This window comes from Spirulina sp. CCY15215 (genome assembly GCF_016888125.1).
In the GTDB taxonomy this organism is placed as follows: domain Bacteria; phylum Cyanobacteriota; class Cyanobacteriia; order Cyanobacteriales; family Spirulinaceae; genus CCY15215.
In genome coordinates, this window is the sequence record NZ_JACSWA010000469.1 from 20,405 (window position 1) to 47,185 (window position 26,781).

The following is a 26,781-nucleotide window of genomic DNA, read 5'->3' on the forward strand; positions in this document are numbered from 1 at the left end:
GACAAAAAAGAAGGGAAAGAAATAGAAAAAATTATTCCACTGCGGCTAAAATATCTTTCTCGGAAAGGAGAACGTAGTCATCTCCACCAAGTTTGATATCAGTTCCGGCGTACTTGGAATAGAGAACTTGGTCGCCAACTTTGACTTCTAGTTCGACTCGGTTGCCATCTTTATCGGCTTTTCCGGGTCCAATGGCGACAACTTCGCCGACTTGGGGCTTTTCTTTAGCCGTGTCGGGTAGCAAAATTCCGCCGGCGGTTTTCTCTTCGCTGGGGCTGACCTTGACGAAGACGCGATCGCCTAAAGGTTTGACTGTAGAGACGTTAATAGTTAAAGCTGCCATGCAATTTCCTCCAAAAAATTTCAGTGTTAGGGTTGAGAGTGTTAGCTTTCAGTGGAGTTAGCACTCTCACCTTCCGAGTGCTAATCTACCTAATCATAAGCTCCTCTGGCAAGCATTGGGTCAGTACGGTTTCCCGAACTTTTTTGGTGGGAGAAGAGAAATAAGGAATTTAGTGCAGGCCATTTTTTGGCTAAACTTGGAAAAGTCGCAATAAATTTAGTACAAAGGAATGCGAACACAACCTAATACAGCACGACTGCTAGAGATAGCGGAATTTCACCTCAATCGAGTTCTGGATTACGATCCTTACAAGCGTTTTCCCGATATTGAGAATCGCGACGCATTTAGGTATGCGATCGCTAATGATCCTGCTTTTTCTCCCCTTGGTTTGGATGATAATCGTTATATTATTGCCCGTATTGGTGGGAACTTGATAACATCTTTGCATCGAAAAATAGGAGATATGTATGAGGCACTTTTTCAATATCTCTTAACTTGTTGTTTTGATTTAACAGAACAAGACCTTCAATATAGCGTTACGATTCAAATAGGCGATCGCCAACAAGAGCGATCGACAGATGGTAGAATTCCCATCGATTTACTAACTGCTCTTGAACTTCCGCTTTTACAGAAAACATGGCAAACTTCAAAAGGATTGGCATTTGAAATTAGGTCGTGCTATCAAATTGGAGATTCTAAACGAATTCAAGCAGATTGGGATATGGCACGTTCTCTCGCTAGTCAAAATTTAATACCGATTATGTTAGTATTTTGTAATACTTCTCTGCGCTCTCCTTTACTTCGTCTTCGCAATAGTTGGAATCTTTTTGAAGGAGAAGACACTTTCACATTTATTTATCATTTAACTAATTTTGATTTGCAATATTTTTTGGAACAAAATCAAACAAGATTAACAGAAATAATAACACAAATTTTGGATAGAATATAATCTCATATTCACTCTATAATTTGATAATTACTGCTGTTTCATAAAGTCGTTTTCGTCCTCCTCGTTTGCGAAAAACAATAATTTTTTTTACTTTAAATCCATGATATTCAAATAAACGTGCTAGGATGGTTTCTGTAAATATTTCTACTCCAGAGAGGCGAGAATTTCCGACAACATAAGCACCATAAAATTGAGGTGAAACTATTTCTTTTAAGTGTTTTATGTGTTCATTCAGGTCTAGAAAATATTTTGTTGCATAGTTACACATTAAAAGACTGCGTTCTCGTAAAGTAGGAAAATAATCAAGAATCTCAAGAATATCTCGATTAGGTATGATGAGATGTTTATTAAGATTTGATGTCGCCCTTCCCCAAGTCCCACCAATTGTTTTTAAATCAATTTCTGTTGCTTCTTGACGCTCTTTTATGACTTCCATAAAGTGGAGTTGAGGACGAGTTTGATGGACATAGCTATAACGATTTGGATAAGGGGGAGATGTAATTAAATGAGTAATTTTCTGATAATATTGATTTTGTTTGGAAATGGAAAGGCAAGAATCTTGTAATTCTATTTTATTCAGATTATTTGCATTAAGATGAGAAGATGAAAGAGATTGAAGATCGGTTTCAATTTCTGATATTCTCAAGTGAAGATATTTATAAACATCAATTTTGCGATCGTGATTGTCATCAAAAGTAATTGTTGGGTGATTTCGATGAATATTTGCACAGTCTAAACTAGCACTATTAATGGCTAACCATAAATAGGTCTGAATATTTTTAAACTCTGGCAACTGACTCAATTGTTTGGCAACAATCAAATCTTTCAAGACTTCAGGTTTCCACCAACGAAAAACATTATGAATATTAGGTAAGTTTGTAGAAAAATATTTTAATATTTCTTCTAACGAACGATCGCGAAATTCTTGGATTTTATCTTTGAGTATTTTGAGATAGTCTGAAAAAAGAGAAATATCCGATTGCATCCAGGTTAATGAATATTCTCCAACACGCTGAAGTAAAGGATTAATTTCAAATCCGATACAAGGAATATGATGTTTTTGGCATTCGATTGCTGTTGTTCCTCGCCCACTAAATGGATCGAGAATAAGAGAGGTTGTATCTATATTAAAATATTGAATAAAGTGACGAACTAAAGAAGGTGAAAAACTCGGTGTTAGACGATACCATCTATGAATGCTTTCTTGTTGTCCCCCTGTAAATGTAATATTACCGATATCAATCTCTTCTAGAGGATATTGATGGCGTTTGAGGTTGCCGCTAAAGTTACTATCAACTAAAGAATCTTCAAAAAGTTTCAGTTGAACATACATACTTGACTTTTCCTTCAATTGTCTTGTCCGACTATTCTAGCAAACAGTCGGCAATTTTACGGAGTGAGATGATCGCTACAGTTTCCCGAACTTTTTTGGTGGGAGAGGAGAAATTGCCATCCTTTATCAACGAACTTCCCAAATTTTGATGACTTTGCCTCTATCTGTGGAGATTAAACGATCGCCACTGGAATTGAGAACGAGAGAATCGATCGCGCTTTCATGCCCGGAAAGTTCATGAAATTGACTTCTCCCATAAACATCCCAAAATGAGATTTTACCATCTCGCCCTCCACTCAGGAGAATGCGACCGTAAGGACTAAAGGTGAGAACCGAGGTTGAGTAAGTGCGATCGTCAAAGGTGCAGAAGGCGTGGTTGGTCTTTTTTTCGAGATTGAGTTCCCATAACTGAATTTTCCCTTGCCAGGCGATCGCCGCCAGAATCAAGCCCACAGGACTGAGAAGGGCATAAGAGGAGAAGAGTTTTAAGGTATAAGGGCGATCGCGGGTTCGCAAATCCCAGAGTTTGATGGTTGAATCTTGAGCGGTACTAACTAAAGTATGTCCGTCGGCACTAAAGGCAAGGTGAGAAACTGCACTATTATGAGAGCCAAAAATTAAATGTGTACTAAAGTTACCTAGCAATTTGCCCGTTGCCATTTGCCAAAGTCGAATACTGCCATCTTCGCATCCCGTGGCCAGGATTTTACCGTCAGGGGCGATCGCAATGACTGTAATATCTAATTGATGGCCGTAAAGACTGTGTTTGAGTTCCCCTCTATCCCAAATTTCGATCTCGGGACTATTGCGATGAATGCTATTTTTAACTCGCACGAGGATATCTGCATCGGGACAAAGGGCATACATTTCTCGCATCGCAGATTTAGGAATAGTATAGAGGGTTTCCTCGCGATCGAGATTCATGACGCGAATATTTTTGCCTTTTTGGTAGGCGATCGCGGTACCTGTAGAATTTAATGTTAGCTTATTGCCGGTTTTAATCGTTTTAATACAGGTAAATAATCGATAAGGAAGATAAGCACGCAAAGCTCGATTAATTTCAGATTTTTCTTGAGATTCTTGACAATTTTTTAATAATATATAAGCAATATATTGAACTTTTTCTGAGTCATCCTGTAGCCCTTTAAGCACAAATTCTAGCCCTTTGTTACCGTATTTAATTGCCTCGCGAAGTGCTTCAATTCTCGATTCAACAACAGGACTAGACCAACGTTGTTTGACTCCTGCTAGTCCACCTAAAACCAATGCCCCTCGGGGAATATTCTGTTGAGAACCAAGGACAGCATCATATTTTCTGGGGCGATCGGCATTCGACATTGTAATACTAATAACTGTTAATAAGGGCGAACTAAATAGGTTTTCCAGATGGGTTTATCCTCAGAATTAAGAATTTCTTTTTTCAACCATCGCCATGTTTTTCCTTCTTTTTGGCGCTGTAAGAAAATATCGAAAAGATTACTTTTTTGCTTTACTTTTTGATTGGGTAGATCGATTTCTAAATTATAACTTCCCGTGATGTGAAATGTCGGTAAATGTGCCATGTAAAGCGGCTCGATTTTTTGAATTGAAATCCCAGAAATTTTCAGATCGGGATTAGAAACTTTCAGATTTTCACTGAGAAGTTCTTGGGACTGGCGAACTTGTAAGGCGATCGCCTTTTTGACCCATTCCCCTGTTGGTGCGAGGCTAATGGGGGGTTTTCCTCCATTACATCCTAGAAGTAATAGGAGGAAAAAAACGCTTAGAATTCTTTGTAACCATCGTCTGATTATCATTCGCATTAGCAAAAATATTCATAAACACTTGATTGAGTTGGCTGGGATAGCACTCGACTTCAGGCATTTTAACATAATCTTTGACAATTTTAATCTCCGGACGTTCGGGACTGGCTTTACAGCGATGTTGTAAAATCATCAGGGTACTATCGAGGCCATCTCTAGCAGTGGGAATAAATCGGAGATATTCCTCAATTGTAAGAGCAATATTATCTGTGTTGGAACGATCGCGATCGCATTTAGTCCTGATATTTCACCCACAAAATTTTTTACACCCCCTTAAATCAAAGATTCCGAAAAACTACACGCAAAGTTAATAATAAAACTGATAAAATAAATATTCATCCAGAAAAGGGTGTTCGTCGGTGACATGGTGAAGAATACCTCGTTTGCGAAGATGTTCCCCGATCGCGATCGCATCTTCTCGGCTACACTCTTCCCTCACCATCAACCAATCTACCAATTCTGCCCCAATAAAACAGCGCGAATAAGTTTTTAAACGATAGCGGCGATCTTTAATTTCAATGCCTTCAGAACCTTTTAAAGCTATAACTAATGTTTCAACATCTAAATGACTTAAATCCCGCGTATTTACGGCTTTCATATCTCCTTCATCAATAGTCATAGGAATATTTTTCAAGGAAAAATCACTCTCATTCTCAGGTGTTGTTAGCGGAGAATCTACCGATGTGAGCGGATATTTTTGCTGGAGAGATTGCACTAATTGTTGCAATTCTGGCGATCGCAAATTCAAGTCCCGTTGTGGGAAAGGCATTTCAATATTATAATGATTCAAATTCGCTTCGATGCGATAATTAAGATCGCTTTTAATACGAGCCTGTTGTTTCGGATCTGCCGTCCAAACGCGCAATTCAAAATTAAGAGAACTATCGCCAAATTCCAGAAACCAAACTTGAGGTTCTGGTCTTAATAATACTTCAGGATGACTGGTTGCAACTTCTAATAAGGCTTTGCGAAGGAGAGAAACATTGGAACCATAAGCCACACTAACAGAAATTTTCAAGCGAGAAACTGGATCGCCATAACTGCGATTAATAGTTTCCGAATCTAAAAATCGAGAATTAGGAACTACAATGGTGACGCGATCGAGAGTGCGAATAATTGTGCTGCGAGAACCGATTCTTTCTACACTTCCTTCTAATCCTTCAACTGTAACAAAATCTCCCACTTTAATCGGACGTTCGATCGCAATAATTAAGCCACTGACGAAATTATTAACAATATTTTGGACTCCAAAACCAATCCCCACCCCAAGAAAGCTGGCCAGAATAGCCAGAGAAGCCAAATTTAAGCCCCATAAGGGCAGTAAAACCAACAACGCAATACCAATTAGCCCATAGCGAATTAAAACCGCAACGACCTCATAAGTCCCCGACTCTTGACCTGCTTGTTTGCAAATATATCCTTGCATCCAACGAGAAATCAAACTGACAATAAACCATAACCCCAAACTCATCAAAACTAAAACAATAACATCTTGAATCGATTTCGTTTCCGTATCGCTAAGGGGAATAATCGGTTCGGAAATAAACCAGAATAACTGATAGCGTAAAATCCGAGTTTGCGGTAGGCGATCGCTAATCCAATAAAAAACACTCAAACAGAGTGTCACATCGAGAATAAACCAAATAATCCGTAAGAGAAACTTAACGGGTTGTTCCCAAGAATAAAGCGGATGTTCTGGATCGCCGATCCATTTGAAAAATTTATTAACACTCCATTCAACACTAAAGCGTAAAAGAATAATCAAAACGATCGCCCCTAACAAACACGACACCATCCAAATAATCGCTTGTTTCTGGTATTTAGGAGTACGCTGTTCCTTTGCTTCTTGCAAAGATATTGCAATTTTTTTACGCCATAATTTCCCTTGTTGAAAGGGTGTTGATGCTGACAAGAGATCGTTTTCCGTCAGGGTGAGAAGATAGCGATCGCCAACTTGCAGAATTACTTGTCCGTTTTCTTGTAGAATCTCAACATCAATTTCAGACTCGGAAGTAGTCGCTTCAGCAATTAACCTCTGGTTGATAAATTTAGCACGTTCTCGGGGCGAAAAATTGCCAAATCCTCCCACTTCAAAGAGAACCTTTCCATCGAGAAGAATGGGGGCTTTTGCGATTGAATTAGCTGGCATTTGTGCGGCGATCGGGGTAGAGTGAAACACCACCAAAAAGGTTAAAATACCTAAAAGCAGCCATTTACCGAAATGTTTGAGAAATCTAGACTCTAGCATAGTTAGGACTTACGAATTAGCGAGCAGGATGCCCGCACTACTATAACGATAGAATACAGTAGTGGGAGCGTCTCGCTCCCTAGCTGCGTAAGTCCGAATAGCCCTAGCTGCGTAAGTCCGAATAGCCCTAGCTGCGTAAGTCCTAATAGCCCTAGCTGCGTAAGTCCGAATAGCCCTAGCTGCGTAAGTCCGAATAGCCCTAGCTGCGTAAGTCCTAATAGCCCTAGCTGCGTAAGTCCGAATAGTGAATCAATGAACAATTATCAATGAGGGAAAACTCCCTGACAATGCCCGTTATTTTTGGCTTTATCGCATCCTACCCGGAAACAAGTGTAAACTCCTCTACGTCAAAGCTATTAATCTTGAAAAATTTCTCAGGGAACTTTCAGGTTTCGCCTACAATATCTAGAAGGGCAAACCCGTAATTTTTCCTGAATATTCTTTAAATTCCCTTTCAGTGAGGATTGTGATAATGATGGCACGAGTCAGAGATCGGCGTATTTCTCGCAGTTTAATGGTTATTGTTTCCAGCTTGGCTATGTTAATGGTAGGAACAAGGGCGATCGCGTCGGAGGATTCTGTTTCCGACTTCAGTAGCCAGAGTATTGCTTCCCTCGATGTTCCTCCCCTTGGTAGCGGCGATCGCTATCTGCCCGAAACCGCCGTGACTCACTTACGCTTAGACTTAAGCGATCGCCGGGTTTATGTGGAACGAGGAGAGGAAAGAATTGCCAGCTATCCCGTGGCGATCGGCAAATCCCAAACTCCCACACCCACTGGCACTTATGAGGTCTTCCAGATGATCGAAGACCCAATTTGGCAAAGTCCTTGGACGGGACAGGTGACACCACCAGGGCCTAATAGTGCTTTGGGACTGCGCTGGATCGGCTTTGCTCAAATGTCTAATGGTGTGATCGGCTTTCACGGCACTCCGACAGTCTCTTCTATTGGTAAAGCCGCCTCCAATGGTTGTGTGAGGATGTACAATAAAGATGTTCTTGCCATGTTTGAGCAAGTGGGAATGGGAACGACAGTGATCGTTCAACACTAATGCAAGGAATAGCACTTGAACTAAAAAACTAGGAGTAAGGTGAGTAATTCTCACCTTACAGAGCAATTATGGTAAAATGCGATCGCAGCCAATGTTATTTTGCTTGGGGTTTAGGAGTTAGTTTATTTTTCCTGGGACTGCAAAGCCCAATTTTGGCATCTCCCCTAGAAATAATTCCTCCGGCACAACTCACCTCTTTATTAGAAATTCCTCCGTTAGGAGATGCCGATAAATTTCTGCCCAAAATTGCTGAATATCGTTTAGTTTTGCGACTGGGCGATCGCCGGGTTTATTATTACGAAGGAGAGGAGTTAATTGTTAGTTATCCCGTTGCGATCGGTCGCGAAGGTTGGGAAACACCAAGGGGTAATTTTGAGGTATTTCAGAAGGTTGTTAACCCCACCTGGCAGCATCCCTTTACAGGGGAAATTGTCCCTCCCAGTGCCAATAATCCCCTCGGAGTGCGTTGGATCGGCTTCTGGACGGATGGAGAAAATGCGATCGGTTTTCATGGGACCCCCAATGAAGAATTAATCGGTCAAGCCGTTTCACATGGGTGCGTGAGGATGCGAAATAGAGATGTTGTTGCCTTGTTTGAGAAAGTGGAAATGGGAACAGTAGTTATTGTAGAGGATTAGAGAATATTAGAGAAGATTGGAGAGGCGATCGCTCAGTATGTTACAATGGTCAAATACTCAATAAAATTAACGATATAGATTTTGAGATAAAATCTTGCAGTTATAAGATGAATGATATGCACTTTGTCAAATCTATTAAAATCAAAAATTTTCGTTGCTTTAATTCACTGACAGTCGAATCCCTGTCTAGGGTAAATTTATTAGGTGGATATAATAATATTGGAAAAAGCACATTTTTAGAAGCATTAGAGATTATTACTCAATCCAAAACAAAAGTTGATTTTATTAACATCATAAAAGATATTATCTATAGAAGACAAGGTAAAAACCTTCAAGATAATGAATTTGACATGATTGCCTATGATGAAAGCTGGTTTGAATTAGAAACGACTAATAATTGTGTTTTTTTGGAAATCAAATCGAACAATACAATATCTATCCTTGAAGATGAAGACAGAATAGATAAACAATATAACAATATCAGCGATACTCTCCAAGTAGAGTTAAAAGTGAACGATGACTCCGATAAAATTCCACATAGTAGGTTTATTGATATAATCAATAATGATAGCTCTCGGTATAGATCGCCACGCTATAGGCGTGATTTAAAATCAAGTGAAAATATCGATTTTATTAATAGTAGTACTATTGATGAAATAAAATTAGCAAGTTTGTATGGAAAAGTTATTGATTTAGGAATAGAAAAAGAAATCGATTCCTTTTTAGGAGAATTTGATTCTCGATTAGATTCTTTGGTAATTAGACCAACAGAAAGACATAGTGTATTTAAGGTGAAACTAAAAGGAAAACTTCAACCGGTCTTACTATCTTCAATGGGAGAGGGATTAAATCGTTATTTTGCGATTATCTGTGGCATTTGGAAAAGTCAAAATGGATATCTCTTTATTGATGAAATCGAAAATGGAATTCACTATACAAAATATGAAGAACTTTGGGAAATTATTTTTAAAATAAGCAAAGCGGCAAGTTGTCAAGTCTTTGCTACAACCCATTCACGAGAATGTATTGAGGCGTTTAGTCGAGTTGCAGAAAAATGCGATCGTGACAATATAAAGTATATCAATTTTTCAAGAACAGTTGATAATCCAGATGAAATTGTAGCGACTGTTTTAGAATCAGTTGGACTTGAAGAAAATTTTCAATTAGGAGCAGATGTAAGATGAAAAATATTCTGATTGTGGAAGGGAAAACAGATAAGAAATTTTTAGAAAGTTATATTGACTATCTTTGTAAAACTGCACCTGAAAAATATTATTTTCTTGATGATATTGATAATGATAATGATAATATTAAAGATGCAACAGGGCAAGATAAAATATTCTCAGTATTAAACGCTCAAAGAATTTTCATTAACAAAAGAGAAACAAAAAACATTGGTATTTTGATTGATGCAGATAATGACGGAATTGATAAAAAAATTGAAGAAAAAATAAATCCTGCTATTCAGAAGGCTTTTGGAACTGAAAATGCAATTCAATTTCCAAATCAAAAATATCCCATAACATATACTGAAAATGATCGTGAAAACACTTTTAACATATTTTGTCATATCTTTAATTTGAATGGAAAAGGAGAATTAGAAGATATACTTAGGAAAATACGAACAAATAAAACGCTTCAATCTCCAATATGTCTAGATAAGTTTGTTCAATGTATGGGGGATTTTAATATTGCTTATCCTGAAAAAGAATATAAAAAGAATTGGGTTTATTTTTATGGCTATGAATCTCTCAAAAAAGAACAACTGAATATCGAAGAAATAAAATCAAAGTTAAAGAACAATGAATATTACACACCCAAATATTGGGATTTTGATAATCCTCTTCTCAATGAATTAAAACAATTTTTAGACTTGTTTCAATAGCAAAATTTCATAGTTACTTCGTTTGAGATAATAGAGATGGAAATTCTAGCGATTGTGGGAAATAAAGAACGATCGCATTTCCCAAACATTCTCAAGTCTGATACCATTCAATTGTTCTTTATTTTCTCCCATTTCCTTGACTCGTTTTATTCACGACCAATTCGCCAAACAATGGTATCTCAAACCTTTAGTCTACCGATATTTTGCCAAACAACATCCCTTGAATTGAGGTTTTCAAGTAAGCAATTTGTCCGTAAGCATACAATAAGTTTTCAAATCTTTGCTCTGGAGAACCGAAATATTTAAGAGACTTATAAAGACCGCGTAACAATCTTTCACCACCATTTCCAAATTGAACCAAAGCAGATCGGTTAGCGAGTTGATCGCGATAACTTTCACTAATTCCTTGTCCCCAACTCCGCTTGAGAAACCAATTGGGAGTAATACGTTCTGGGATAACATTATGACCTGCGGCAGCATCGGGTAAATACATCACCATCCAGCCTTGTTTTAGCGCTTGTTCTGTCATGAAAAGTTCTTCATTTGAGACTAAATTTTTGCCAACACGGCCTAAGTTCACATTAAAGCCACCGATCGCCTCGAGAATATCGCGTCGAATGGAGTAATTTGCCCCAATCGGGCTGCGATCGGGGCGTGTGATGGAGAGGGGTGCATCGCCGAGATCATAAAGACCCAAGACCCCAGAAGCATCCCGTGAGAGCCAATTGGGACGAGGGGTGTTCGGCGGCCAAATGAGAGTTGTTTTTCCCCCCGCGATCGCCAATTTTTCATTGTTTTTATAGGCATCATAAATGGCGCGAAGCCAACCAGGAGAAGCAACTGCGTCATCATCGAGATAAACGAGAATATCTCCTTTTGCTTCCTTAAGACCCCGATTTCGAGCCGCCGATAGCCCTAATTGGGACTCATAAAAATACTTAAAACGGGGATCGGATAAGCGTTCTGCGGCGATCGCCTTGGTGCGATCGGTGGAACAATTATCTATTAAAATAACTTCAAACTCAGGCAAATCTTGGGCGAGAATGCTATCGATCGCCGCCCCCACATAAGTATCTCGATTGTAGGTGCAAATAATTGCAGAGATTGAAGGAGTTAACATCGCTAAAAGTTGAAAACCCAGAGAACATCTTTAATATTAGCCCAATTTATCCCCTAAAATGGAGGCGATCGCATTTTCAAACCAAGAAATCATGCCGGAAATATCTGAAGCTGGGTTACAGTTACGCAAACTCCAAAGTCGTCTGAAAAGTTGTGCTGCAACGATTGACCTCTTTGACCAAGATGATTATGATATTTTAGTGATTCCCTCCTTGAGTATTGACCAACGACAATTGGGCAAAATTCCAGGATTTCTCCACTATGAAGAACGTTTATTATTTTCCCTTATTCGTCTCCGCAATCCTCATACTCGCTTAATTTACGTTACCGCTCAACCGCTTTCTCCCGCAGTTATTGACTATTATTTACAATTATTACCTGGTATTCCTTTCTCTCATGCCCGCGCTCGTTTACTGCTCCTTTCCACCTACGATTCATCCTTAAAACCCTTATCTCAAAAGATTTTAGAACGTCCTCGCTTGATCGGTCGCATTCGCAAAGCTATGCGCTTAGATCGGTCTTATATGGTTTGTTTTAATTCTTCTTTATTAGAACAAGAATTATCCTTAAAATTAGGAATTCCCCTGTTAGCATCTTGTCCAGATTTACTCTATTGGGGTTCAAAAAGTGGCAGCCGGGAAATTTTTGCAATGGCAGAAGTTGCTCATCCTGATGGTAGTCTTTCTGTGGAGAATGAGGAGGATTTACTGGCGAAAGCGGCGGCATTATGGCAACGAAAGCCAGATTTAAAACGGATTGTCATTAAACTCAATGAAGGCTTTTCTGGGGAAGGAAATGCGCTTTTGGACTTAACCCCCATTTCTTCTCATTCTCCTCGCCAAACGAGCTTAAAACAAGCCGGAGAAGCCTTGCGCGATCGCCTCCCTCATCTCCGTTTTCAAGCTGAGGATGAAACTTGGGAAAAATTTTCCAGTCGCCTGCCAGAATTAGGCGCAATTGTTGAAGAGTATATTGAAGGAGAAGAGAAGCGATCGCCAAGTTTTCAAGGTTATATTACCCCATCGGGAAACGTCGAAATTCTCTCTACCCACGACCAAATTCTCGGCGGTCCCGACGGACAAATTTACCTAGGTTGTCGTTTCCCAGCCGATGCAGTTTATCGCTTGCAACTGCAAGAATTAGGGGTTAAAATCGGGAAAGTTTTAGCAGCAAAAGGAGCAATGGAACGGTATGGCGTTGATTTTGTTGCAGTTCGACAGCGCGATCGCGACCCAGAGTGGCAAATTTATGCCATAGAAATTAATCTGCGTAAAGGGGGAACGACTCATCCTTTTATGGCACTTAAATTATTAACAAATGGGGAATATCGAACTAAAACAGGACTCTTTCACAGTCAAGATCGGGAGAAATATTATGTTGCATCGGATAATCTACAAAAATCCAGTTATCGGGGTTTATTACCAGGGGATTTAATGGATATTATTACCCGTCATCGCTTACATTTTGACAGTAGCACGAAGACGGGGACGGTTTTTCATTTGATGGGTGCTTTATCGGAATTTGGTAAGTTAGGATTAACCAGTATTGGTAATTCTTTTGAAGAGGCTGAAGCAATCTATAATCAAGTCGAAACAGTTCTCGACACAGAAACCCAAACTGACTATTCTCGTTTACTGACTATACCACCTTTGCCGATTACATGGTACGGAAACAACTAATCTCATTCAATATTCACGGATTGTTAATTTATAATGCGCTCTTTTGTCGAACTATTTTACCATCGCCTCAAAAATATTTTTGAAACCCCCTTCTTTGGCACCGAGTCTGATCTAAGTCTTGGGTCAATTTTTCAATTACTTTTAGCTTCAATTGTTGTTTTCTTTTGCGTCCGTTTATTCCGTCGATTGTTGAAGGCAAAATTGCTCAAACCTTTAAAGTTAGATGCCAGTAATCGAGAAGCGATCGCAACTCTTATTAGCTATGGGTTTGGCTGTCTTGCTTTTGTTATTCTACTACAAGGTGTAGGTTTTAAATTTGAATCTCTTGCGGTGATTGTGGGCAGTTTTGGGGTAGGAATTGGTTTTGGTTTACAAGATTTTACCAAAAATTCCGTTAGTGGTTTAACATTGTTATTGGAACGTAAAGTTAAAGTGGGTGACTTTATTGAATTTGACCATCTTTCCGGATATGTGAAAACAATTTCTTTGCGATCGATGGTAATTCGGACTCGGGAAGGTGGAGATGTTATTGTTCCTAATAGTCAGTTAGTGGAAAATCGCGTTCTTAATTGGAATTATGAAGATGCTTTAGGACGCATTCATATTCCTATTGGGGTTGCCTATGATAGCGATCCTGTGTTAGTAACGGAAGCATTATTAAATGCTGCTTATAATGAACCCAATGTTCTCCATGATCCTTCTCCTCACGTTCTTTTTAGAAATTTTGGAGATCATGCTTTAAACTTTGAATTGCGGGTGTGGGTTCGAGGTTACGATCGCGAACCCTATGTTAAAAGTACCTTAAACTTTTTAATTGAAGATAGTTTGCGACACCAAGGCATTAATGTTCCTTTTCCTCAGCAAGATTTATGGTTACGAAATCCTGAAGTTCTTTCCCCTATCATTCATCCCTCTCGATCGCTGCGATCGGCAGGAGATGAGATGCGATCGCCTCCTCCATCTTCTCCCAAAGCACTCTCTATTCGCGATTTATTGAAGCAGGTAGTTTATTTTCAAGGCTTTACCGATCTAGAACTAAGAGAATTGATTGAAATTGGCTATCGCAAGCGCTTGCGACAAGAAGATGTACTGTTTCGAGAAGGCGATCCAGGGGATGCGTTTTATATTATTTTATCCGGTTCAGTCGATGTTTATGCCCAAAAAATTGACAAGCATTTGGCAACATTAGAAACAGGTAAATTTTTTGGCGAGTTAGCTTTAATGTTAGGCATTCCTCGTACTGCGACAGTAATCGCCAAGAAAGATACTATTTTATTTGTTATTAATAATAGCGGCTTTAAAAGGCTACTGCGCGAAAATTTAGAGTTGGCTGAGAATATTGTTAAAGAGTTAAGCAAACACCAGCAAGAATTATCCGAACGACGCAAACAATTACAGGATATGGGACTCGATGAAAAAGACGATAATAACAATGTTGTAGACTGGGTTCGCAATCGAGTCAAAAAACTGTTTAGTCTTTAAAAATTATCTTTAAAATTTAAAACTTCTTCCTTGCCTGAACAACTTGTAAACTGCCTCCCGCATGAAGAGTACGATCGCATCTCTGAAACCCAATATTCTCCAATTCTTGGCTTAAATTCCGTTGCAGCAATTGCCACGCTGTTTCTGTTTCAAACAACCACATAAAAAGCGCCAAACCAGGCACAAAAATAGGATTGGTGGGTTGATGAAAGTCAACGATCGCAAACATTCCGCCCGGTCGTAAAATACGATATACTTCCTCTAATATGCGCTGAAATTGTTCGGGATTCATCTCGTGCAAAGCGGCGCTAACATGAACAAGATCAAATGTACAATCCTCAAAAGGCATCTTTTCCGCAAAAGCCTCAATATAGTTTGCTTGAGGCACATTTTCACTGGCACGTTGAATCGCCTTTGGAGACGCATCTAAACCCGTGACGCGATCGGACAAACCCACTAAAAACCGCGTCACTTGACCCGCACCGCAACATAAATCGAGAATGTCTGTATCCCGCTTAATCGGTAAACCTTGCAAAGCCAATTGACGAAAACGTGCCTCTCCACCCACCGCTAAAGCTGAAAGGCGAGTAATACTGTCATATAACCATTGGTATCGATAGCTGAGGGATCTAAAAATTGTGGCCAAAATTTGCAACTCCTTGCTAGTGCCAATTTCCTTGTCTTTAGGTTAACGAAGAAACAACATATATTGTTACACTTGGTAAAGAATCTGAAAAAAGTTAGAAAACTGTTATGGCTACAAATAATAGTATAGGTGTATTGTTGTTAAACTTAGGAGGGCCAGACAAACTCGAAGACGTTGGCCCGTTTCTATTTAATCTATTTTCCGATCCCGAAATCATCCGCTTGCCTTTTCCTTGGTTGCAAAAGCCCTTAGCGTGGTTTATTGCGACACGACGCACGGATACTTCCCAAGCGAATTATAAACAGATTGGCGGTGGATCGCCCCTGCGACAAATTACAGAAGAACAAGGAGTCGCATTACAGGCAAAATTAAGAGAACAGGGATGCAATGCTAAAATTTATGTAGGTATGCGTTATTGGCATCCTTTTACGGAAGATGCGATCGCGCAGATCGAAGCAGATGCGATCGAAGAGTTGGTCATTCTTCCCCTTTATCCTCAGTTTTCTATTAGTACGAGTGGGTCATCGTTTCGACTGCTCGATCGCCTTTGGCAAGAAGACCCTCAACTGGCTAAAATCCGTTATACCGTCATTTCTTCTTGGTACGATCAACCCTTTTATCTGCAAGCAATGGCAGAATTAATTGCAGGGGAATTAGATAAATTTTCTCATCCCGATCGCGTTCATCTTTTCTTCAGCGCTCACGGAGTCCCAGTCAGTTATGTTGAAGAAGCTGGGGATCCCTATCAGCACGAAATCGAAGAATGTACCCGCTTGATTATGGAAACCTTAAATCGACCTAATCCTCATACCCTCGCTTATCAGAGTCGCGTCGGACCGGTAGAATGGCTCAAACCCTATACGGAAGATGCTTTAGTAACTTTGGGAGAAGAGGGTATTAAAGAGATTGTCGTCGTACCGATCAGTTTTGTTTCCGAACATATCGAAACCCTGCAAGAAATTGATATTGAATATCGAGAAATCGCTGAAGAAGCGGGAATCAAAAACTTTGGTCGAGTTCCTGCTTTAAATACCCATCCGCTTTTTATCGAATCCTTAAAGACTTTAGTGATAGATGCTCTCGCCAATCCACCTCAAACCTTTGCTGAAGCAAAACGCATGGAGAAAAAAGTTAAACTTTATCCCCCAGAAAAGTGGGAATGGGGCATGACAACAGCAGCAGAGGTCTGGAACGGTCGCTTGGCCATGCTAGGATTCTTGGTACTGGCGATCGAATTAATTACGGGTAATGGACCTCTACATTTAGTGGGTTTGTTATGAGATTAAGGGCAAAGCTCGATAAACAAAAATTGAGCCAAAAAGAAAATTCTACCTTTTGCCTTTCCTTGGGAAAACTCCTTTTTAAGTTAAAATATGTTAAAAAGTATGTAAAGTTTTTTAAATTTAGCCAGACACGGCAAAAAAATGACCTCAGTAACATCTCTTTTTTCCCCAGTCGATGCTGACCTTGGAATTTTAGCGAACAACTTAAAACAACTGATCGGCGCAAAACACCCCATCCTGAGTGCGGCAGCAGAACACTTGTTTGGGGCTGGAGGCAAGCGATTAAGACCCGCGATCGTCCTATTGGTGGCTCGAGGGACAATGTTAGACCAAGAGATTACCCCTCGCCATCGTCGGCTTGCAGAAATTACCGAGATGATTCATACTGCCAGCTTAGTTCACGATGATGTGCTGGATGAATCCGATACTCGTCGTCGGGTTGCAACGGTTAATAGTCTTTTTGGTAATCGTATTGCTGTTTTAGCAGGAGACTTCTTATTTGCTCAATCTTCTTGGTATTTGGCTAATTTAGATAATCTTGAAGTGGTAAAATTGCTCTCTGAGGTGATTCGCGATTTTGCCGAAGGAGAAATTCAGCAAAGTCTGAATCGCTTTGATACTGATATATCCCTCGAATCTTATTTAGAGAAGAGTTATTATAAAACGGCATCTTTAATGGCGAATAGTGCTAAATCTGCGGCATTATTGAGCGATGCGACCAACGAAATTACGCGAGATATTTATCATTACGGTCGTCATTTTGGCTTGGCTTTTCAAATTGTTGATGATATTTTAGATTTTACGGCTTCGAGTGATATCTTGGGCAAACCTGCCGGTTCCGATCTGGCCAGTGGGAACTTGACAGCGCCTGTATTGTATGCTATGGAAGAAAATCCTTATATTACGACTTTAATTGAGCGAGAATTTAGCGAAGAAGGGGATTTAGAGACGGCGATCGCCTTGGTTAAAGAAAGCGAGGGGATCGAAAAATCGCGGCAACTGGCAGCATATCATTCTTGCCAAGCGATCGAACATCTGACAACCTTTAAACCTTCAGAATGTTCTCAAGCCCTGAGAGATTTGGCTGAATACATTTTACATCGGATGTATTGAGCTTTTTTTAGTGCTATCAATTTTCAGGCGATCGCGATCTCATCTTCTTTTTTTGTCAGAATGAAAGAACTATATAATGGCTTGCGACCGGGACAGCTTAATATTGCCGAATGGGAGGGAGGAGAACTGGCTATCTCGGCGGTACCGGGGGCGGGAAAATCCCATAGTATGGCAGTCGGTGCCGCCCTGGCGATCGTTCGCCATCAACTGCATCCCCGCAAACAACTAATCGTCGTCACTTTTACCCGTTCTGCTGCAGCCAGTATCAAAAACAAAATTCGCGAAAATCTGCAAAAACTACAATTACCCCAAGGTAGTTTTGTCGTTCATACTTTACACGGGTTGGCATTACATATCGCCTCGCGCCATCCTGAAGCCTCTGGGTTGAATTTAGACACCTCTACGGTGATTACTCCTACCCAAAGCCATCGCCTCTTAAAAGGTGCCGTAGAACAGTGGATCGGCAAGAATTTTCAACGCTATCAACTGCTTTTGGAAGGAGTCAGTTTTGATGGGGAAGAAACGGAACGGTTGCGCCGTCAGTCGGTATTGCGAACGGAAGTATTACCGAGTTTAGCGAGTACCGTCATTCATGAGGCAAAAAGTTCGGGTTTTCTAGCCGATGATTTATGGCGAGTAAGTCAAGAATTGGAGGATCCTTATGCAACTTTAGCCGTTGCTGCGGGGATTTACGATGAATATGAGAAGATTATGCGATCGCGGGATTTCATTGACTACGATGACATGATTCTAGCAGCTTTACGGGTGTTAAAACGCCCCGCAATCTGTCAATTATGGCAAAAACAAGTCTTTGGGGTATTTGAAGACGAAGCGCAGGATTCAACCCCCTTACAGACGCAATTATTGCAAATTCTGGCAACTTCTCCCGACTCATCCCAAGTTAATCTCGTTCGTGTGGGGGATCCCAACCAAGCCATTAACTCGACTTTTACTCCAGCCGATCCCCTTTATTTTAATCATTTTTGCGATCTGTGCGATCGCCAGGGCAATCTGGCAACAATGGATCAATCGGGACGTAGTAGCCCTATTATCTTACAGTCCGCGAACTTTGTTTTGAACTGGACGAACCAATTATGGAGGGAAGAAAACCAGAAAAAAGAGAGAAAACAAAATAACTTACTTCTCCCCTTCAGAAGGCAAAATATTCACCCCGTCGATCCCGACGATCCTCAACCCGATGCCAACCCGATCGCCACCGGAAAAGGGGTAGAAATTTATACTCCCGATGATGTTTATCAAACTGTAGAAGAACTTGGCCAACGCGCGATCGCCTTATTATCTCAAAATCCCCAACATAACGCCGCCATTTTAGTCCGAGAAAATCGCCAAGCACATTTCCTCGCTGAAAAACTTAAGCCTCTGCAAAAAGATCGAGATTTTAATATTTATGAAGTGGGAGAAATGGAACGTCATTCCAAAATTCCCGCAGAAATGTTCAAATTGTTAGCATTTTTAGATCGTCCCCATTCTCCAGATAATCTCAAAGGAGCATTAGAAATCCTCGAACAACGTGACCTTATTGCTACCCAAGACCTCAACGCTTTAGCCGCTTCTCCAGAACAATTTCTCTATCCTACTCCTCTCGATCCACCCCAAAAACAGCACGTAAAAAATGCAAGACGATATTGTAATAATCTCCTTCGCGCCCGTTTAGAATTGCCCTCCTATCATCTCATTTCTTTTTTAGGAATGACCATGAAATATACAGGATCGGAATTAGCAACCGTGCAGAAATTAGCCGAAAGAGCCATTAAACAAACCCTCGGTAATAAATCTCTGAAAGCGATTATTGAAGCCTTACAAGAAATCGTTGCTTCCGAACGTTTTGAAGGAGTCCAAGAAGAATCAGACGATCTTTATACTCGTTCGGGTCAATTAACTATTATTACCATGCACAAAGCAAAAGGATTGGATTGGGATTATGTCTTTATTCCTTTCCTGCACGAAGATATCATTCCGGGGTTCCCTTGGGTACCGACAGCGAGTAAGTTTTTAGGAGATTTTACCTTAGATGGAGTCGCCCGCGCTCAAATTCGTACTGCTGTTCATAATGCCCATTTAGAATCTTTAGGAGAAGCTGATAAAATAACCTCATTTGCTCCACCTTTGCAAGCATGGGAAGAAGCCAATCAGTTAAAAAAAGCCGAAGAATATCGCTTACTTTATGTTGCCATGACGCGAGCAAAACGATTACTCTGGATGTCAGCCGCGAAAAAAGGTCCCTTTCGTTGGAGTGTTTTTAATGGACAATCAGCAGATAATCTTCAGATGAAAAAACCCTGTCCTGCGATCGCAGCCCTAAAAAACAAATTAGCTCTTTGATCGGGCAAATCCTCGGACAGCAAGCCGACAAACGCATCGATGCAATATAAACTATTGTATAATTTTTTCTAAGGTGCTAACAAAATTTGGATAGGAAACTGCAGCCGCCTCAGCCCGATGAATTGTGGTTGTCCCCTTGGCTGCAAGTGCCGCGATCGCCAAACTCATCGCAATGCGATGATCCGTATAACTATCAGTTTCGCAACCCGTTAAGGTCACTCCTCCGGTAATTTCCAAACCATCGGGGAGTTCAGTTATCTTTGCACCCATGCGATTCAATTCCGAAGCTGTCACCGCCAGGCGATCGCTTTCTTTGACTCGCAATTCTGCTGCATCTTTAATCGTCGTTGTCCCTTCTGCAAACATCGCTGCGACGGCTAAAATGGGAATCTCATCGATGAGACGAGGAATGATATCTCCGGCGATCGCGCACCCCTTTAACTTACCGTAACGCACTCGCAGATCGGCCACAGGTTCCCCAGTCACGAGGCGTTCATTTTCCTGTACGATATCTGCACCCATCATGGCCAAAACTTCTAATATTCCTGTTCTGGTTGGGTTTACGCCGACATTCTCAATCAATAATTCCGAACCTGGCACGATCGCCGCCGCTACTAGCCAAAATGCCGCCGAACTAATATCTCCTGGTACGATGATATTTTGCCCTTGTAAACTACCCGATCGCCCAACCACTGTAACGCTATTGGTTTCGCGATCGACGCTTAATTCCGCCCCAAAAGCCTTTAACATCCGTTCACTGTGATCCCGAGAGAGGGCGGGTTCTGTAATAGTAGTCTTTCCTTGCGCCGATAAACCCGCCAAAAGAAGGCAGGATTTGACTTGGGCGGAGGCAATGGGAGAATGATAATGAATGCCCTGTAATTGTCGTCCGCGAATGGCTAAAGGTGCAAAGGCGTTATCTTCTCGCCCCCAGATCGTCGCCCCCATTTGGGCGAGAGGTTTGACGACGCGGGACATGGGGCGCGATCGCAGGGAATCATCTCCCGTTACCGTAAAAAAGCGATCGCCATGAGAAGCCAATAATCCCAACATTAACCGCAATGTCGTTCCCGAATTTCCCGCATTTAAAACTCCTTTAGGTTCTCGCAAATTGCCCAAACCGATCCCTTCTATGCTCACCTCTGTATCATTTAACTCGGAAATCGTCGCCCCCATCATGCGAAAACAAGCGGCGGTACTGTGGGGATCTTCTCCTAACAATAATCCTTGAATGGTTGTTTTTCCTTGGGCGATGGACCCTAGCATCAGGGCGCGATGAGAAATCGACTTATCTCCTGGAATTTTTACGCTACCGTGTAAAGATATCCCTTCTGTCGGTGGTGTAACGATTAAATCTTGATGGGATGAGGTGTTTTTGAGCAGGACAACCATGAATCAAAAGGAAAGAATTAATGCTGAAACTTTCTGAATTGTACTGCGATCGCGCATTTTTGCAAAACTGAGATGTAAGGAATTTTTTTAGTTTGTTTTCATGCGATCGCCAAAACCTTTCAAAATTTGTAAAACAGGATAAAGTCGATTTTGACGAGGTAAGAGAGAATAGAGATCGGATATTTCATATTGGGGTGAGGGTTGATGCTCCAATTTTAAGAAAATAAAATTCCCTTCATTGGTTATCATGCCAAAAACAGCGCGATCGGGTTGCGGATTGGCTAACATATAAGCTAATGTTTGTGGGATTGCTAATTCAAGGGAAAAACTGGTTTCTTTTGATTCGATAACAACGATCCAAAGCCGATCTTGAAGGACAAGGGCATCAATTTTACCTCGATAAATTATTTCCTGACTTTCAATTGTTAATTGAATCGTTTCTTCGGCACGAAACTGAAAGGGTGGATCGTAAAAGCCAGCTAATTTTAGTAGTGGAGACAAGACAATCAATTTAATTGTTTCCTCTCCTAATCTTCCTTGACTTAATTGATACAAATACTGTTCTTTAATTTCATCTAAACAATTTATCTCGTTTGTAGTCAGTTTGGCTAAATCCCGATACCATTCTGGGAAAAATTCATCTTTTTCGGTTCGACTCAAAGCAAATTCGTTTTGGAGTTGCCTTAAGGTTTTAAGATTTCTCTCAATTGCTAAAGTTTGCACCATATTTTTTTTATGTACTCTTGCTTTATAATTATCACCCAGAACCCGCACTCCTTTATTTTTAATCAATATTCAAACATATTTTGAAGTGCGGAATTTAGGCGATAAAGAGGGATGATTCATTATCCTTCATTCTCATTTACACCGGGAGAAGAACGATAAAGCGCATCAAGTTTTTCTCTCGCTTCTTCTACATCAACCGATCGCATGACTAATAAGGGTTCGTTAATGGGTTTACCATTACTATCAAACAATTCCGGATGGGTAATAGAAGCCCTACGAGTTGCAGGCTGAGGCGTAGATGTATTAGATGTGTTATTTTCTAAGCCTAGATGGGGGAGGCTGCGATTAGATTCTCGACCCAATGTAAAGAGATTGCGAATCAAATTTCCGATCGCAACAAAGGCAATGACTGTAAAAGCTAGAATGTAAAGAAAATGTAACATTTTGTACCTCTCATTATGATTTTTTCTATGGGGGTCCTTAAATTTTTGCAATCCGGAAGAATTGATAGAATTGACAATTGAGATTGACAATTTATTCCTCTTTTGCTTGTTGTTGACTGGGTTGTGTTTTGGCTGAACCCCTTTCAGAATTTTGCTTTCTGGAGGGGTTGGGATTGATATTTTGGGCATACTACCAGTTTACTATCGGGCTGTTCAGAAATTCTCTTTTTCCCTCTTTACTGTAACAGTTTATTACATTTTCTCAGATTACAAGTTATTGCGATCGCGAGGGAGTTTTCAATCTAGGAGGCGATCGCGCAACCGTTTTGAGGTATGATAGTAAGTTCGGGTAAAAAATTTAGGTGCAAAGCCACCAACACCCGATCGCCCTCAAAAGCGAACTTCAAGCCTGAAATTTCAAATCTAACAGGAGTAAGAAAATAAATGTCTCGTTACAGAGGACCGCGTTTGCGGATTACACGACGCTTGGGAGAACTCCCAGGCTTAACCCGAAAAACCGCACGTCGCGCCTATCCCCCCGGACAACACGGCCAAAACCGACGCAAGCGATCGGAATACGCTATTCGTCTCGAAGAAAAACAAAAACTGCGTTTTAACTATGGTATCTCGGAAAAGCAGTTAATGCGCTATATGCTACAGGCACGTCGCGCTACCGGGTCCACGGGGGAAAAGTTATTGCAATTATTGGAGATGCGTCTCGATAATACCGTGTTTCGTCTCGGTATGGCGGGAACGATCCCCGGTGCGCGGCAACTGGTCAACCACGGCCATCTTATGGTCAACGATCGCCGGGTAGATATTCCCAGCTATCAGTGTCGCCCAGGGGATGTTATTAAAGTGAGAAATCGTGATGGTTCTCGCCGTTTGGTACAAGCCAACATGGAATTTCCTGGTTTAGCAAATATTCCCAGTCATCTAGAATACGACAAGGAAAATATGACCGGGAAAGTGAATGGAATTATCGATCGCGAATGGATTGCCCTCCAGATTAACGAACTCCTTGTAGTTGAGTATTATTCTCGGAAAATCTAAGTTTATCAAAAAAAACATGGAGGTGTATTTTTTTGCACCTCTATTTTATTTTATTTTATTTGTTGAACTTTTTTGAGATTACTATCAATTAATCGCAGGTTAACCATAAAAATACTGCCTTCTCCTTGCTTAGAACGCAGAGAAACCATTCCTCCCATCCCTTCAACGAGAGTTTTAACGATGGATAATCCTAAACCCGTTCCTCCCGTCGTGCGGGATCGAGCCTCATCGGGACGGTAGAAGCGCTCGAAAATGCGGGTTTGTTGAGCAAGAGGAATCCCAGGACCGCGATCGCGCACCTGAATAATACCGCGATCTTTATCGCGAGAAACCGTAACTGTTACAGGGCGATCGCTGGGGGAATATTTGACTGCATTATCGATTAAATTTAATAACACTTGTTTGAGGCGATTAAAATCGGCACAGACTTCGATCAATTCGGGGCTATTTTCAAACTCGATCGCGCGATCGGGGTTATATTGTTTCGCCATCTCAACCACTTCTGAGGCAAAATCATTGAGGAAAACGGGTTCTTTGCGAAAGTGCAGGTGTCCGCTATCAGCACGGGCGAGTTCGAGTAGGTCTTCTAGCAATTGTACCGTGCGATCGGCTTCTGAAGATGCAATAGTTAAGGCCTCTTTTTGAGGATCGGTTAAGTTACTGCCGCGCCGCAAGGTACTTTGTAAATATCCAGAAACAATAGTGAGAGGAGTTCGCAACTCGTGAGAAACATCGCTGACAAATTCCCGTTGGTGTTCCCAGGATTCGTGAAAACGCTCAAGCATTTGATTGAAGGCGTTTTCCAGTTGGTGTAGTTCGCTGGGTGCAGAGTCGAGATAAAGTTGTTCTTTCCCTAACTGTTCTGCGGAAAAACTAGCGGTGAGTTGGCTGAATTTCTGTAGAGGTTGCAGGGATTTTTTGATGTAAAAGGCGATCGCAATAGTAATGACTCCAATGGCGATCGCGCTAACCGAAGAAAGAGTCCAAAGTAGCTTACGAAACATCTGCCGATCTACGGTAATATTGCGAGCAATGTTTATTGTTCCGACAGTGTGTGCGTCCACTTGCAAATCCCCCGCGCAAATAGCCCAATAACTCTCTCGAATGCGAAATACTTTCGGGATAGGGGTTGCTTGGCGATCGGCAACTAAAAGTAAGCGCTCTTGTCCTCCTCGTGCTAGACTCGGCGATCGTGCGATCGTACCATCGGGACGCACAACCCAAATAGAGTTTTCTTCCGTCGCAAGATAGGCGATCGCTCTCTCAATTGCCTCATCTACGCTCATCATTTCGCTATAAATTTCTACACTTTCACTAAAGCGTTTTGCTAATTGTTCGACTTGTTTCTTATGAGAAGAGATAATTAAATAATCGAGTTTCCAAGCAATGCCCAATGTTACGCTACTAATGCCCACTACGGACATGGCTGCAATGCCAATGGTAAGCTGAAATTGCAGGGAATGAACATCAAAGCGTTGTCTAAAGTGGTTCGCAGCCTGGCGCGGCCATTGAGGAAACTGCATGAGAAGATGCAATAAAAGTATAGATTTTCGATCTGATGCTAGCCTAACTTATCATTCTGAGAAGGGAATGATAAGGGAATGAGGGAACAATTCAGGTTTCAGTTACTATAAAACAAGGGTTTCAGGTCTTTCCTTTTACCATGAGAATTGTTTGCGGAAAAGCGATATTCTTAAGGCAATTTGAAGCAAACGAGGTTCGGGGATCGGTTCACCTTCTGCTTGCCATGCTTCCAAATATATTGCTATAAAAATAAACAAACAAAAAGAGACTGATATCAACCAGCCTCAACATTTCTTAAAGAGTTCTTATTCACCGATCGCCTTTTTGCGTTTCTGTTCCTTTTGCTTAAGTTCTTGTTCCCGTCGGAGTCGGTTCTGTACAGCCGAAATCGAAGCATCAACAGGAAAACCCGCAATAGGAATTGTTTGATATTTTCGTGCTGCTTCTAACTCCTTCAACTCCGTGTAATCTACCCAATGAATGCAGTTCACCGGACAAGTATCGATCGCCTCGCCAATGCTGTCCTCCGAGTCGCCATCTTGACGAATCACCCGCGCCCGTCCATAATCCGGCTCAATATAAAAAGTATTCGGAGACGTATGGGCGCAGTGTTTACAACCGATGCAAGTGACCTCATCGACGTAAACCCCCTTCTCTCGCAGTTTCCCGCCTAATTCTGGCTCAAAACCCGTGCGATCGGGAGCATCTCGAAAAATGCCCCCCAACTCCGGTTCAAAACCCGATCTCTCTTGAGTAGGATCGAAATCGCTCATTTAAGCACTCCAGCGCTGGACAACCAAACAAATAGAACCATCTTCATTTTTCTGCTCTCGCGCTACCTGAAACCCTTGTTTTTCCGTTTCGCCAACAACGGTGTGATAAGCATAACGCTGAGTCACCTGCTTAATAAAACCTTCCACAGATAAAGGCTGTTGCCAGTATTGCAGATCGGCAACCATTTCGTACTCTTCCCCATTCCAGCTAAAACCGATGTCGTAGTTGTTTTCTTGTTCTACGACAACTTCAGCACTCTGAGTTTTACCTTGATAACCCCGAACAGTTTCGGGACCTTCTTTCCACTCAATATCCAAGTCAGTCAAAGCCGCTTTGAGAGAAACAAGATTGCGAATTTGGGTTTTGATATTGCTGAAATGAGACATATTGTAAAGTTCCTTAATGAATAATTGAAATCAGAATTTTATGTAGGGGCGCAATGCTTGCGCCCAATCTGGTTTGCTTGCGCCCAATCTGGTTTGCTTGCGCCCAATGCTTGCGCCCAATGCTTGCGCCCAATGCTTGCGCCCAATCTTGCGCCCAATCTTGCGCCCAATCTTGCGCCCAATGCTTGCGCCCAATCTTGCGCCCAATCTGGATTGCTTGCACCCCATTTGGTTTGCTTGCGTCCCCTTGCTCATTTTGTGACCTTACCAATCCGTCCAAGTCGTTTGGGGATTAGTTGCTGCAACAGAATCAGAGACTTTCCCCTGTTGCTTGAGGGCGTAATAGTCTGAAGTTTTTTCCACAGACATGACCCGACCGAGTTGAGCCTCGATCGCCGCAGTGACTTCCGCGCAAGATTTGCCCAGGATTCCCGTGACTTTCTCTTGTACGCGACCGTCTGGATAAATAATAAACTCTAGGGTTTCCATGCTCATCGCTGGGGGTTGCTCCTCCAAAATGCAGATAGAGAATAGGGGGAAAAATGCGATCGCAGTTCTCTTTTTGTCTT

25 protein-coding genes and 1 pseudogene are annotated in these 26,781 nt (G+C 41.3%); 11 read left to right on the plus strand and 15 right to left on the minus strand.

Features of this window, described 5'->3' with window-relative positions:
* Positions 1 to 31 precede the first annotated feature (31 nt).
* Entirely contained in the window at positions 32 to 343 is a 312-nt protein-coding gene (gene groES, locus JUI58_RS15475; protein ID WP_204104700.1) for a co-chaperone GroES, read from the minus strand.
* Between the two features lie 229 nt (positions 344 to 572).
* On the opposite strand from groES, the gene JUI58_RS15480 reads away from it, so the two are divergent.
* Positions 573 to 1,292: a hypothetical protein gene (locus JUI58_RS15480; protein WP_204104701.1), complete on the plus strand. Its 720-nt coding sequence runs from the start codon at positions 573 to 575 to the stop codon at positions 1,290 to 1,292.
* A 13-nt stretch (positions 1,293 to 1,305) separates the two neighbouring features.
* On the opposite strand, the gene JUI58_RS15485 is transcribed toward JUI58_RS15480, so the two are convergent.
* The 5 genes and pseudogenes from JUI58_RS15485 to JUI58_RS15505 all read right to left on the minus strand — a co-directional run bounded on the left by JUI58_RS15485 (position 1,306) and on the right by JUI58_RS15505 (position 6,675).
* Positions 1,306 to 2,625 carry a DNA methyltransferase gene (locus JUI58_RS15485; RefSeq protein ID WP_204104702.1) on the minus strand — a complete coding sequence of 440 codons (1,320 nt, stop codon included), beginning with the start codon at positions 2,623 to 2,625 and terminating at the stop codon, positions 1,306 to 1,308.
* A gap of 126 nt (positions 2,626 to 2,751) precedes the next feature.
* Entirely contained in the window at positions 2,752 to 3,963 is a 1,212-nt protein-coding gene (locus JUI58_RS15490; protein ID WP_204104703.1) for a WD40 repeat domain-containing protein, read from the minus strand.
* A gap of 17 nt (positions 3,964 to 3,980) precedes the next feature.
* Positions 3,981 to 4,421, minus strand: coding sequence for a hypothetical protein (locus JUI58_RS15495; RefSeq protein WP_204104704.1), 441 nt, complete (start codon positions 4,419 to 4,421; stop codon positions 3,981 to 3,983).
* Positions 4,417 to 4,581, minus strand: a pseudogene (locus tag JUI58_RS15500) (hybrid sensor histidine kinase/response regulator); the annotation flags it as partial. The pseudogene JUI58_RS15500 and the gene JUI58_RS15495, both read right to left, overlap by 5 nt.
* 153 nt (positions 4,582 to 4,734) lie before the next feature.
* On the minus strand, positions 4,735 to 6,675 hold the full coding sequence (locus tag JUI58_RS15505) for a mechanosensitive ion channel domain-containing protein (RefSeq protein ID WP_204104706.1): 1,941 nt from the start codon (positions 6,673 to 6,675) through the stop codon (positions 4,735 to 4,737).
* Between the two features lie 472 nt (positions 6,676 to 7,147).
* Between JUI58_RS15505 and JUI58_RS15510 the strand changes: the two genes are divergently transcribed.
* The 4 genes from JUI58_RS15510 to JUI58_RS15525 all read left to right on the plus strand — a co-directional run bounded on the left by JUI58_RS15510 (position 7,148) and on the right by JUI58_RS15525 (position 10,249).
* Entirely contained in the window at positions 7,148 to 7,726 is a 579-nt protein-coding gene (locus tag JUI58_RS15510) for a L,D-transpeptidase (protein WP_204104707.1), read from the plus strand.
* A gap of 68 nt (positions 7,727 to 7,794) precedes the next feature.
* Positions 7,795 to 8,364, plus strand: a complete 570-nt coding sequence (locus JUI58_RS15515) for a L,D-transpeptidase (RefSeq protein ID WP_204104708.1) — start codon at positions 7,795 to 7,797, stop codon at positions 8,362 to 8,364.
* A gap of 107 nt (positions 8,365 to 8,471) precedes the next feature.
* On the plus strand, positions 8,472 to 9,548 hold the full coding sequence (locus JUI58_RS15520; protein WP_204104709.1) for an ATP-binding protein: 1,077 nt from the start codon (positions 8,472 to 8,474) through the stop codon (positions 9,546 to 9,548).
* Complete coding sequence (locus JUI58_RS15525; protein ID WP_204104710.1) at positions 9,545 to 10,249, plus strand: DUF3226 domain-containing protein; 705 nt, start codon at positions 9,545 to 9,547, stop codon at positions 10,247 to 10,249. The genes JUI58_RS15520 and JUI58_RS15525 overlap by 4 nt, the downstream gene beginning before the upstream one ends.
* Before the next feature lie 187 nt (positions 10,250 to 10,436).
* Here JUI58_RS15525 and JUI58_RS15530 read toward each other — a convergent pair whose 3' ends face one another.
* The gene (locus tag JUI58_RS15530) at positions 10,437 to 11,369 is read right to left on the minus strand and encodes a glycosyltransferase family 2 protein (RefSeq protein WP_204104711.1); all 933 of its coding nucleotides are present in this window, start codon (positions 11,367 to 11,369) and stop codon (positions 10,437 to 10,439) included.
* Positions 11,370 to 11,460: 91 nt separating this feature from the next.
* Here JUI58_RS15530 and JUI58_RS15535 point away from each other — a divergent pair, with 91 nt between their 5' ends.
* Together JUI58_RS15535 and JUI58_RS15540 are read left to right on the plus strand one after the other, a co-directional pair.
* A complete protein-coding gene (locus tag JUI58_RS15535) occupies positions 11,461 to 13,047 on the plus strand; it encodes a peptide ligase PGM1-related protein (RefSeq protein ID WP_204104712.1) in 1,587 nt (528 codons plus the stop codon).
* Between the two features lie 33 nt (positions 13,048 to 13,080).
* Positions 13,081 to 14,529: a cyclic nucleotide-binding domain-containing protein gene (locus JUI58_RS15540; protein WP_204104713.1), complete on the plus strand. Its 1,449-nt coding sequence runs from the start codon at positions 13,081 to 13,083 to the stop codon at positions 14,527 to 14,529.
* Positions 14,530 to 14,545: 16 nt separating this feature from the next.
* Here the strand turns inward: JUI58_RS15540 and JUI58_RS15545 are convergent, their stop codons facing one another.
* A complete protein-coding gene (locus tag JUI58_RS15545; RefSeq protein WP_204104714.1) occupies positions 14,546 to 15,175 on the minus strand; it encodes a class I SAM-dependent methyltransferase in 630 nt (209 codons plus the stop codon).
* A 107-nt stretch (positions 15,176 to 15,282) separates the two neighbouring features.
* Between JUI58_RS15545 and hemH the strand changes: the two genes are divergently transcribed.
* The 3 genes from hemH (at position 15,283) to JUI58_RS15560 (ending at position 19,914) form a co-directional block, all read left to right on the plus strand.
* On the plus strand, positions 15,283 to 16,455 hold the full coding sequence (hemH, locus tag JUI58_RS15550; RefSeq protein ID WP_204104715.1) for a ferrochelatase: 1,173 nt from the start codon (positions 15,283 to 15,285) through the stop codon (positions 16,453 to 16,455).
* 144 nt (positions 16,456 to 16,599) lie between these two features.
* Entirely contained in the window at positions 16,600 to 17,571 is a 972-nt protein-coding gene (sds, locus tag JUI58_RS15555) for a solanesyl diphosphate synthase (protein ID WP_204104716.1), read from the plus strand.
* Between the two features lie 60 nt (positions 17,572 to 17,631).
* Positions 17,632 to 19,914 carry an ATP-dependent helicase gene (locus JUI58_RS15560; RefSeq protein WP_204104717.1) on the plus strand — a complete coding sequence of 761 codons (2,283 nt, stop codon included), beginning with the start codon at positions 17,632 to 17,634 and terminating at the stop codon, positions 19,912 to 19,914.
* A 51-nt stretch (positions 19,915 to 19,965) separates the two neighbouring features.
* Here JUI58_RS15560 and aroA read toward each other — a convergent pair whose 3' ends face one another.
* From aroA to JUI58_RS15575, 3 genes are all read right to left on the minus strand, one after another.
* Positions 19,966 to 21,306, minus strand: a complete 1,341-nt coding sequence (aroA, locus tag JUI58_RS15565; RefSeq protein ID WP_204104718.1) for a 3-phosphoshikimate 1-carboxyvinyltransferase — start codon at positions 21,304 to 21,306, stop codon at positions 19,966 to 19,968.
* Between the two features lie 87 nt (positions 21,307 to 21,393).
* Positions 21,394 to 22,032, minus strand: coding sequence for a restriction endonuclease subunit R (locus JUI58_RS15570; RefSeq protein WP_204104719.1), 639 nt, complete (start codon positions 22,030 to 22,032; stop codon positions 21,394 to 21,396).
* Positions 22,033 to 22,151: 119 nt separating this feature from the next.
* Positions 22,152 to 22,475 carry a DUF2973 domain-containing protein gene (locus JUI58_RS15575; RefSeq protein ID WP_204104720.1) on the minus strand — a complete coding sequence of 108 codons (324 nt, stop codon included), beginning with the start codon at positions 22,473 to 22,475 and terminating at the stop codon, positions 22,152 to 22,154.
* Positions 22,476 to 22,919: 444 nt separating this feature from the next.
* On the opposite strand from JUI58_RS15575, the gene rpsD reads away from it, so the two are divergent.
* Entirely contained in the window at positions 22,920 to 23,528 is a 609-nt protein-coding gene (gene rpsD, locus JUI58_RS15580) for a 30S ribosomal protein S4 (RefSeq protein ID WP_204104721.1), read from the plus strand.
* A 50-nt stretch (positions 23,529 to 23,578) separates the two neighbouring features.
* Here the strand turns inward: rpsD and JUI58_RS15585 are convergent, their stop codons facing one another.
* The 4 genes from JUI58_RS15585 to JUI58_RS15600 all read right to left on the minus strand — a co-directional run bounded on the left by JUI58_RS15585 (position 23,579) and on the right by JUI58_RS15600 (position 26,707).
* Positions 23,579 to 25,051: a HAMP domain-containing sensor histidine kinase gene (locus JUI58_RS15585; protein WP_204104722.1), complete on the minus strand. Its 1,473-nt coding sequence runs from the start codon at positions 25,049 to 25,051 to the stop codon at positions 23,579 to 23,581.
* 306 nt (positions 25,052 to 25,357) lie between these two features.
* Positions 25,358 to 25,825 carry a ferredoxin gene (locus JUI58_RS15590; protein ID WP_204104723.1) on the minus strand — a complete coding sequence of 156 codons (468 nt, stop codon included), beginning with the start codon at positions 25,823 to 25,825 and terminating at the stop codon, positions 25,358 to 25,360.
* The gene (locus JUI58_RS15595; RefSeq protein WP_204104724.1) at positions 25,826 to 26,212 is read right to left on the minus strand and encodes a DUF1257 domain-containing protein; all 387 of its coding nucleotides are present in this window, start codon (positions 26,210 to 26,212) and stop codon (positions 25,826 to 25,828) included.
* A gap of 264 nt (positions 26,213 to 26,476) precedes the next feature.
* Entirely contained in the window at positions 26,477 to 26,707 is a 231-nt protein-coding gene (locus tag JUI58_RS15600; RefSeq protein WP_239121508.1) for a DUF2997 domain-containing protein, read from the minus strand.
* Positions 26,708 to 26,781 lie beyond the last annotated feature (74 nt).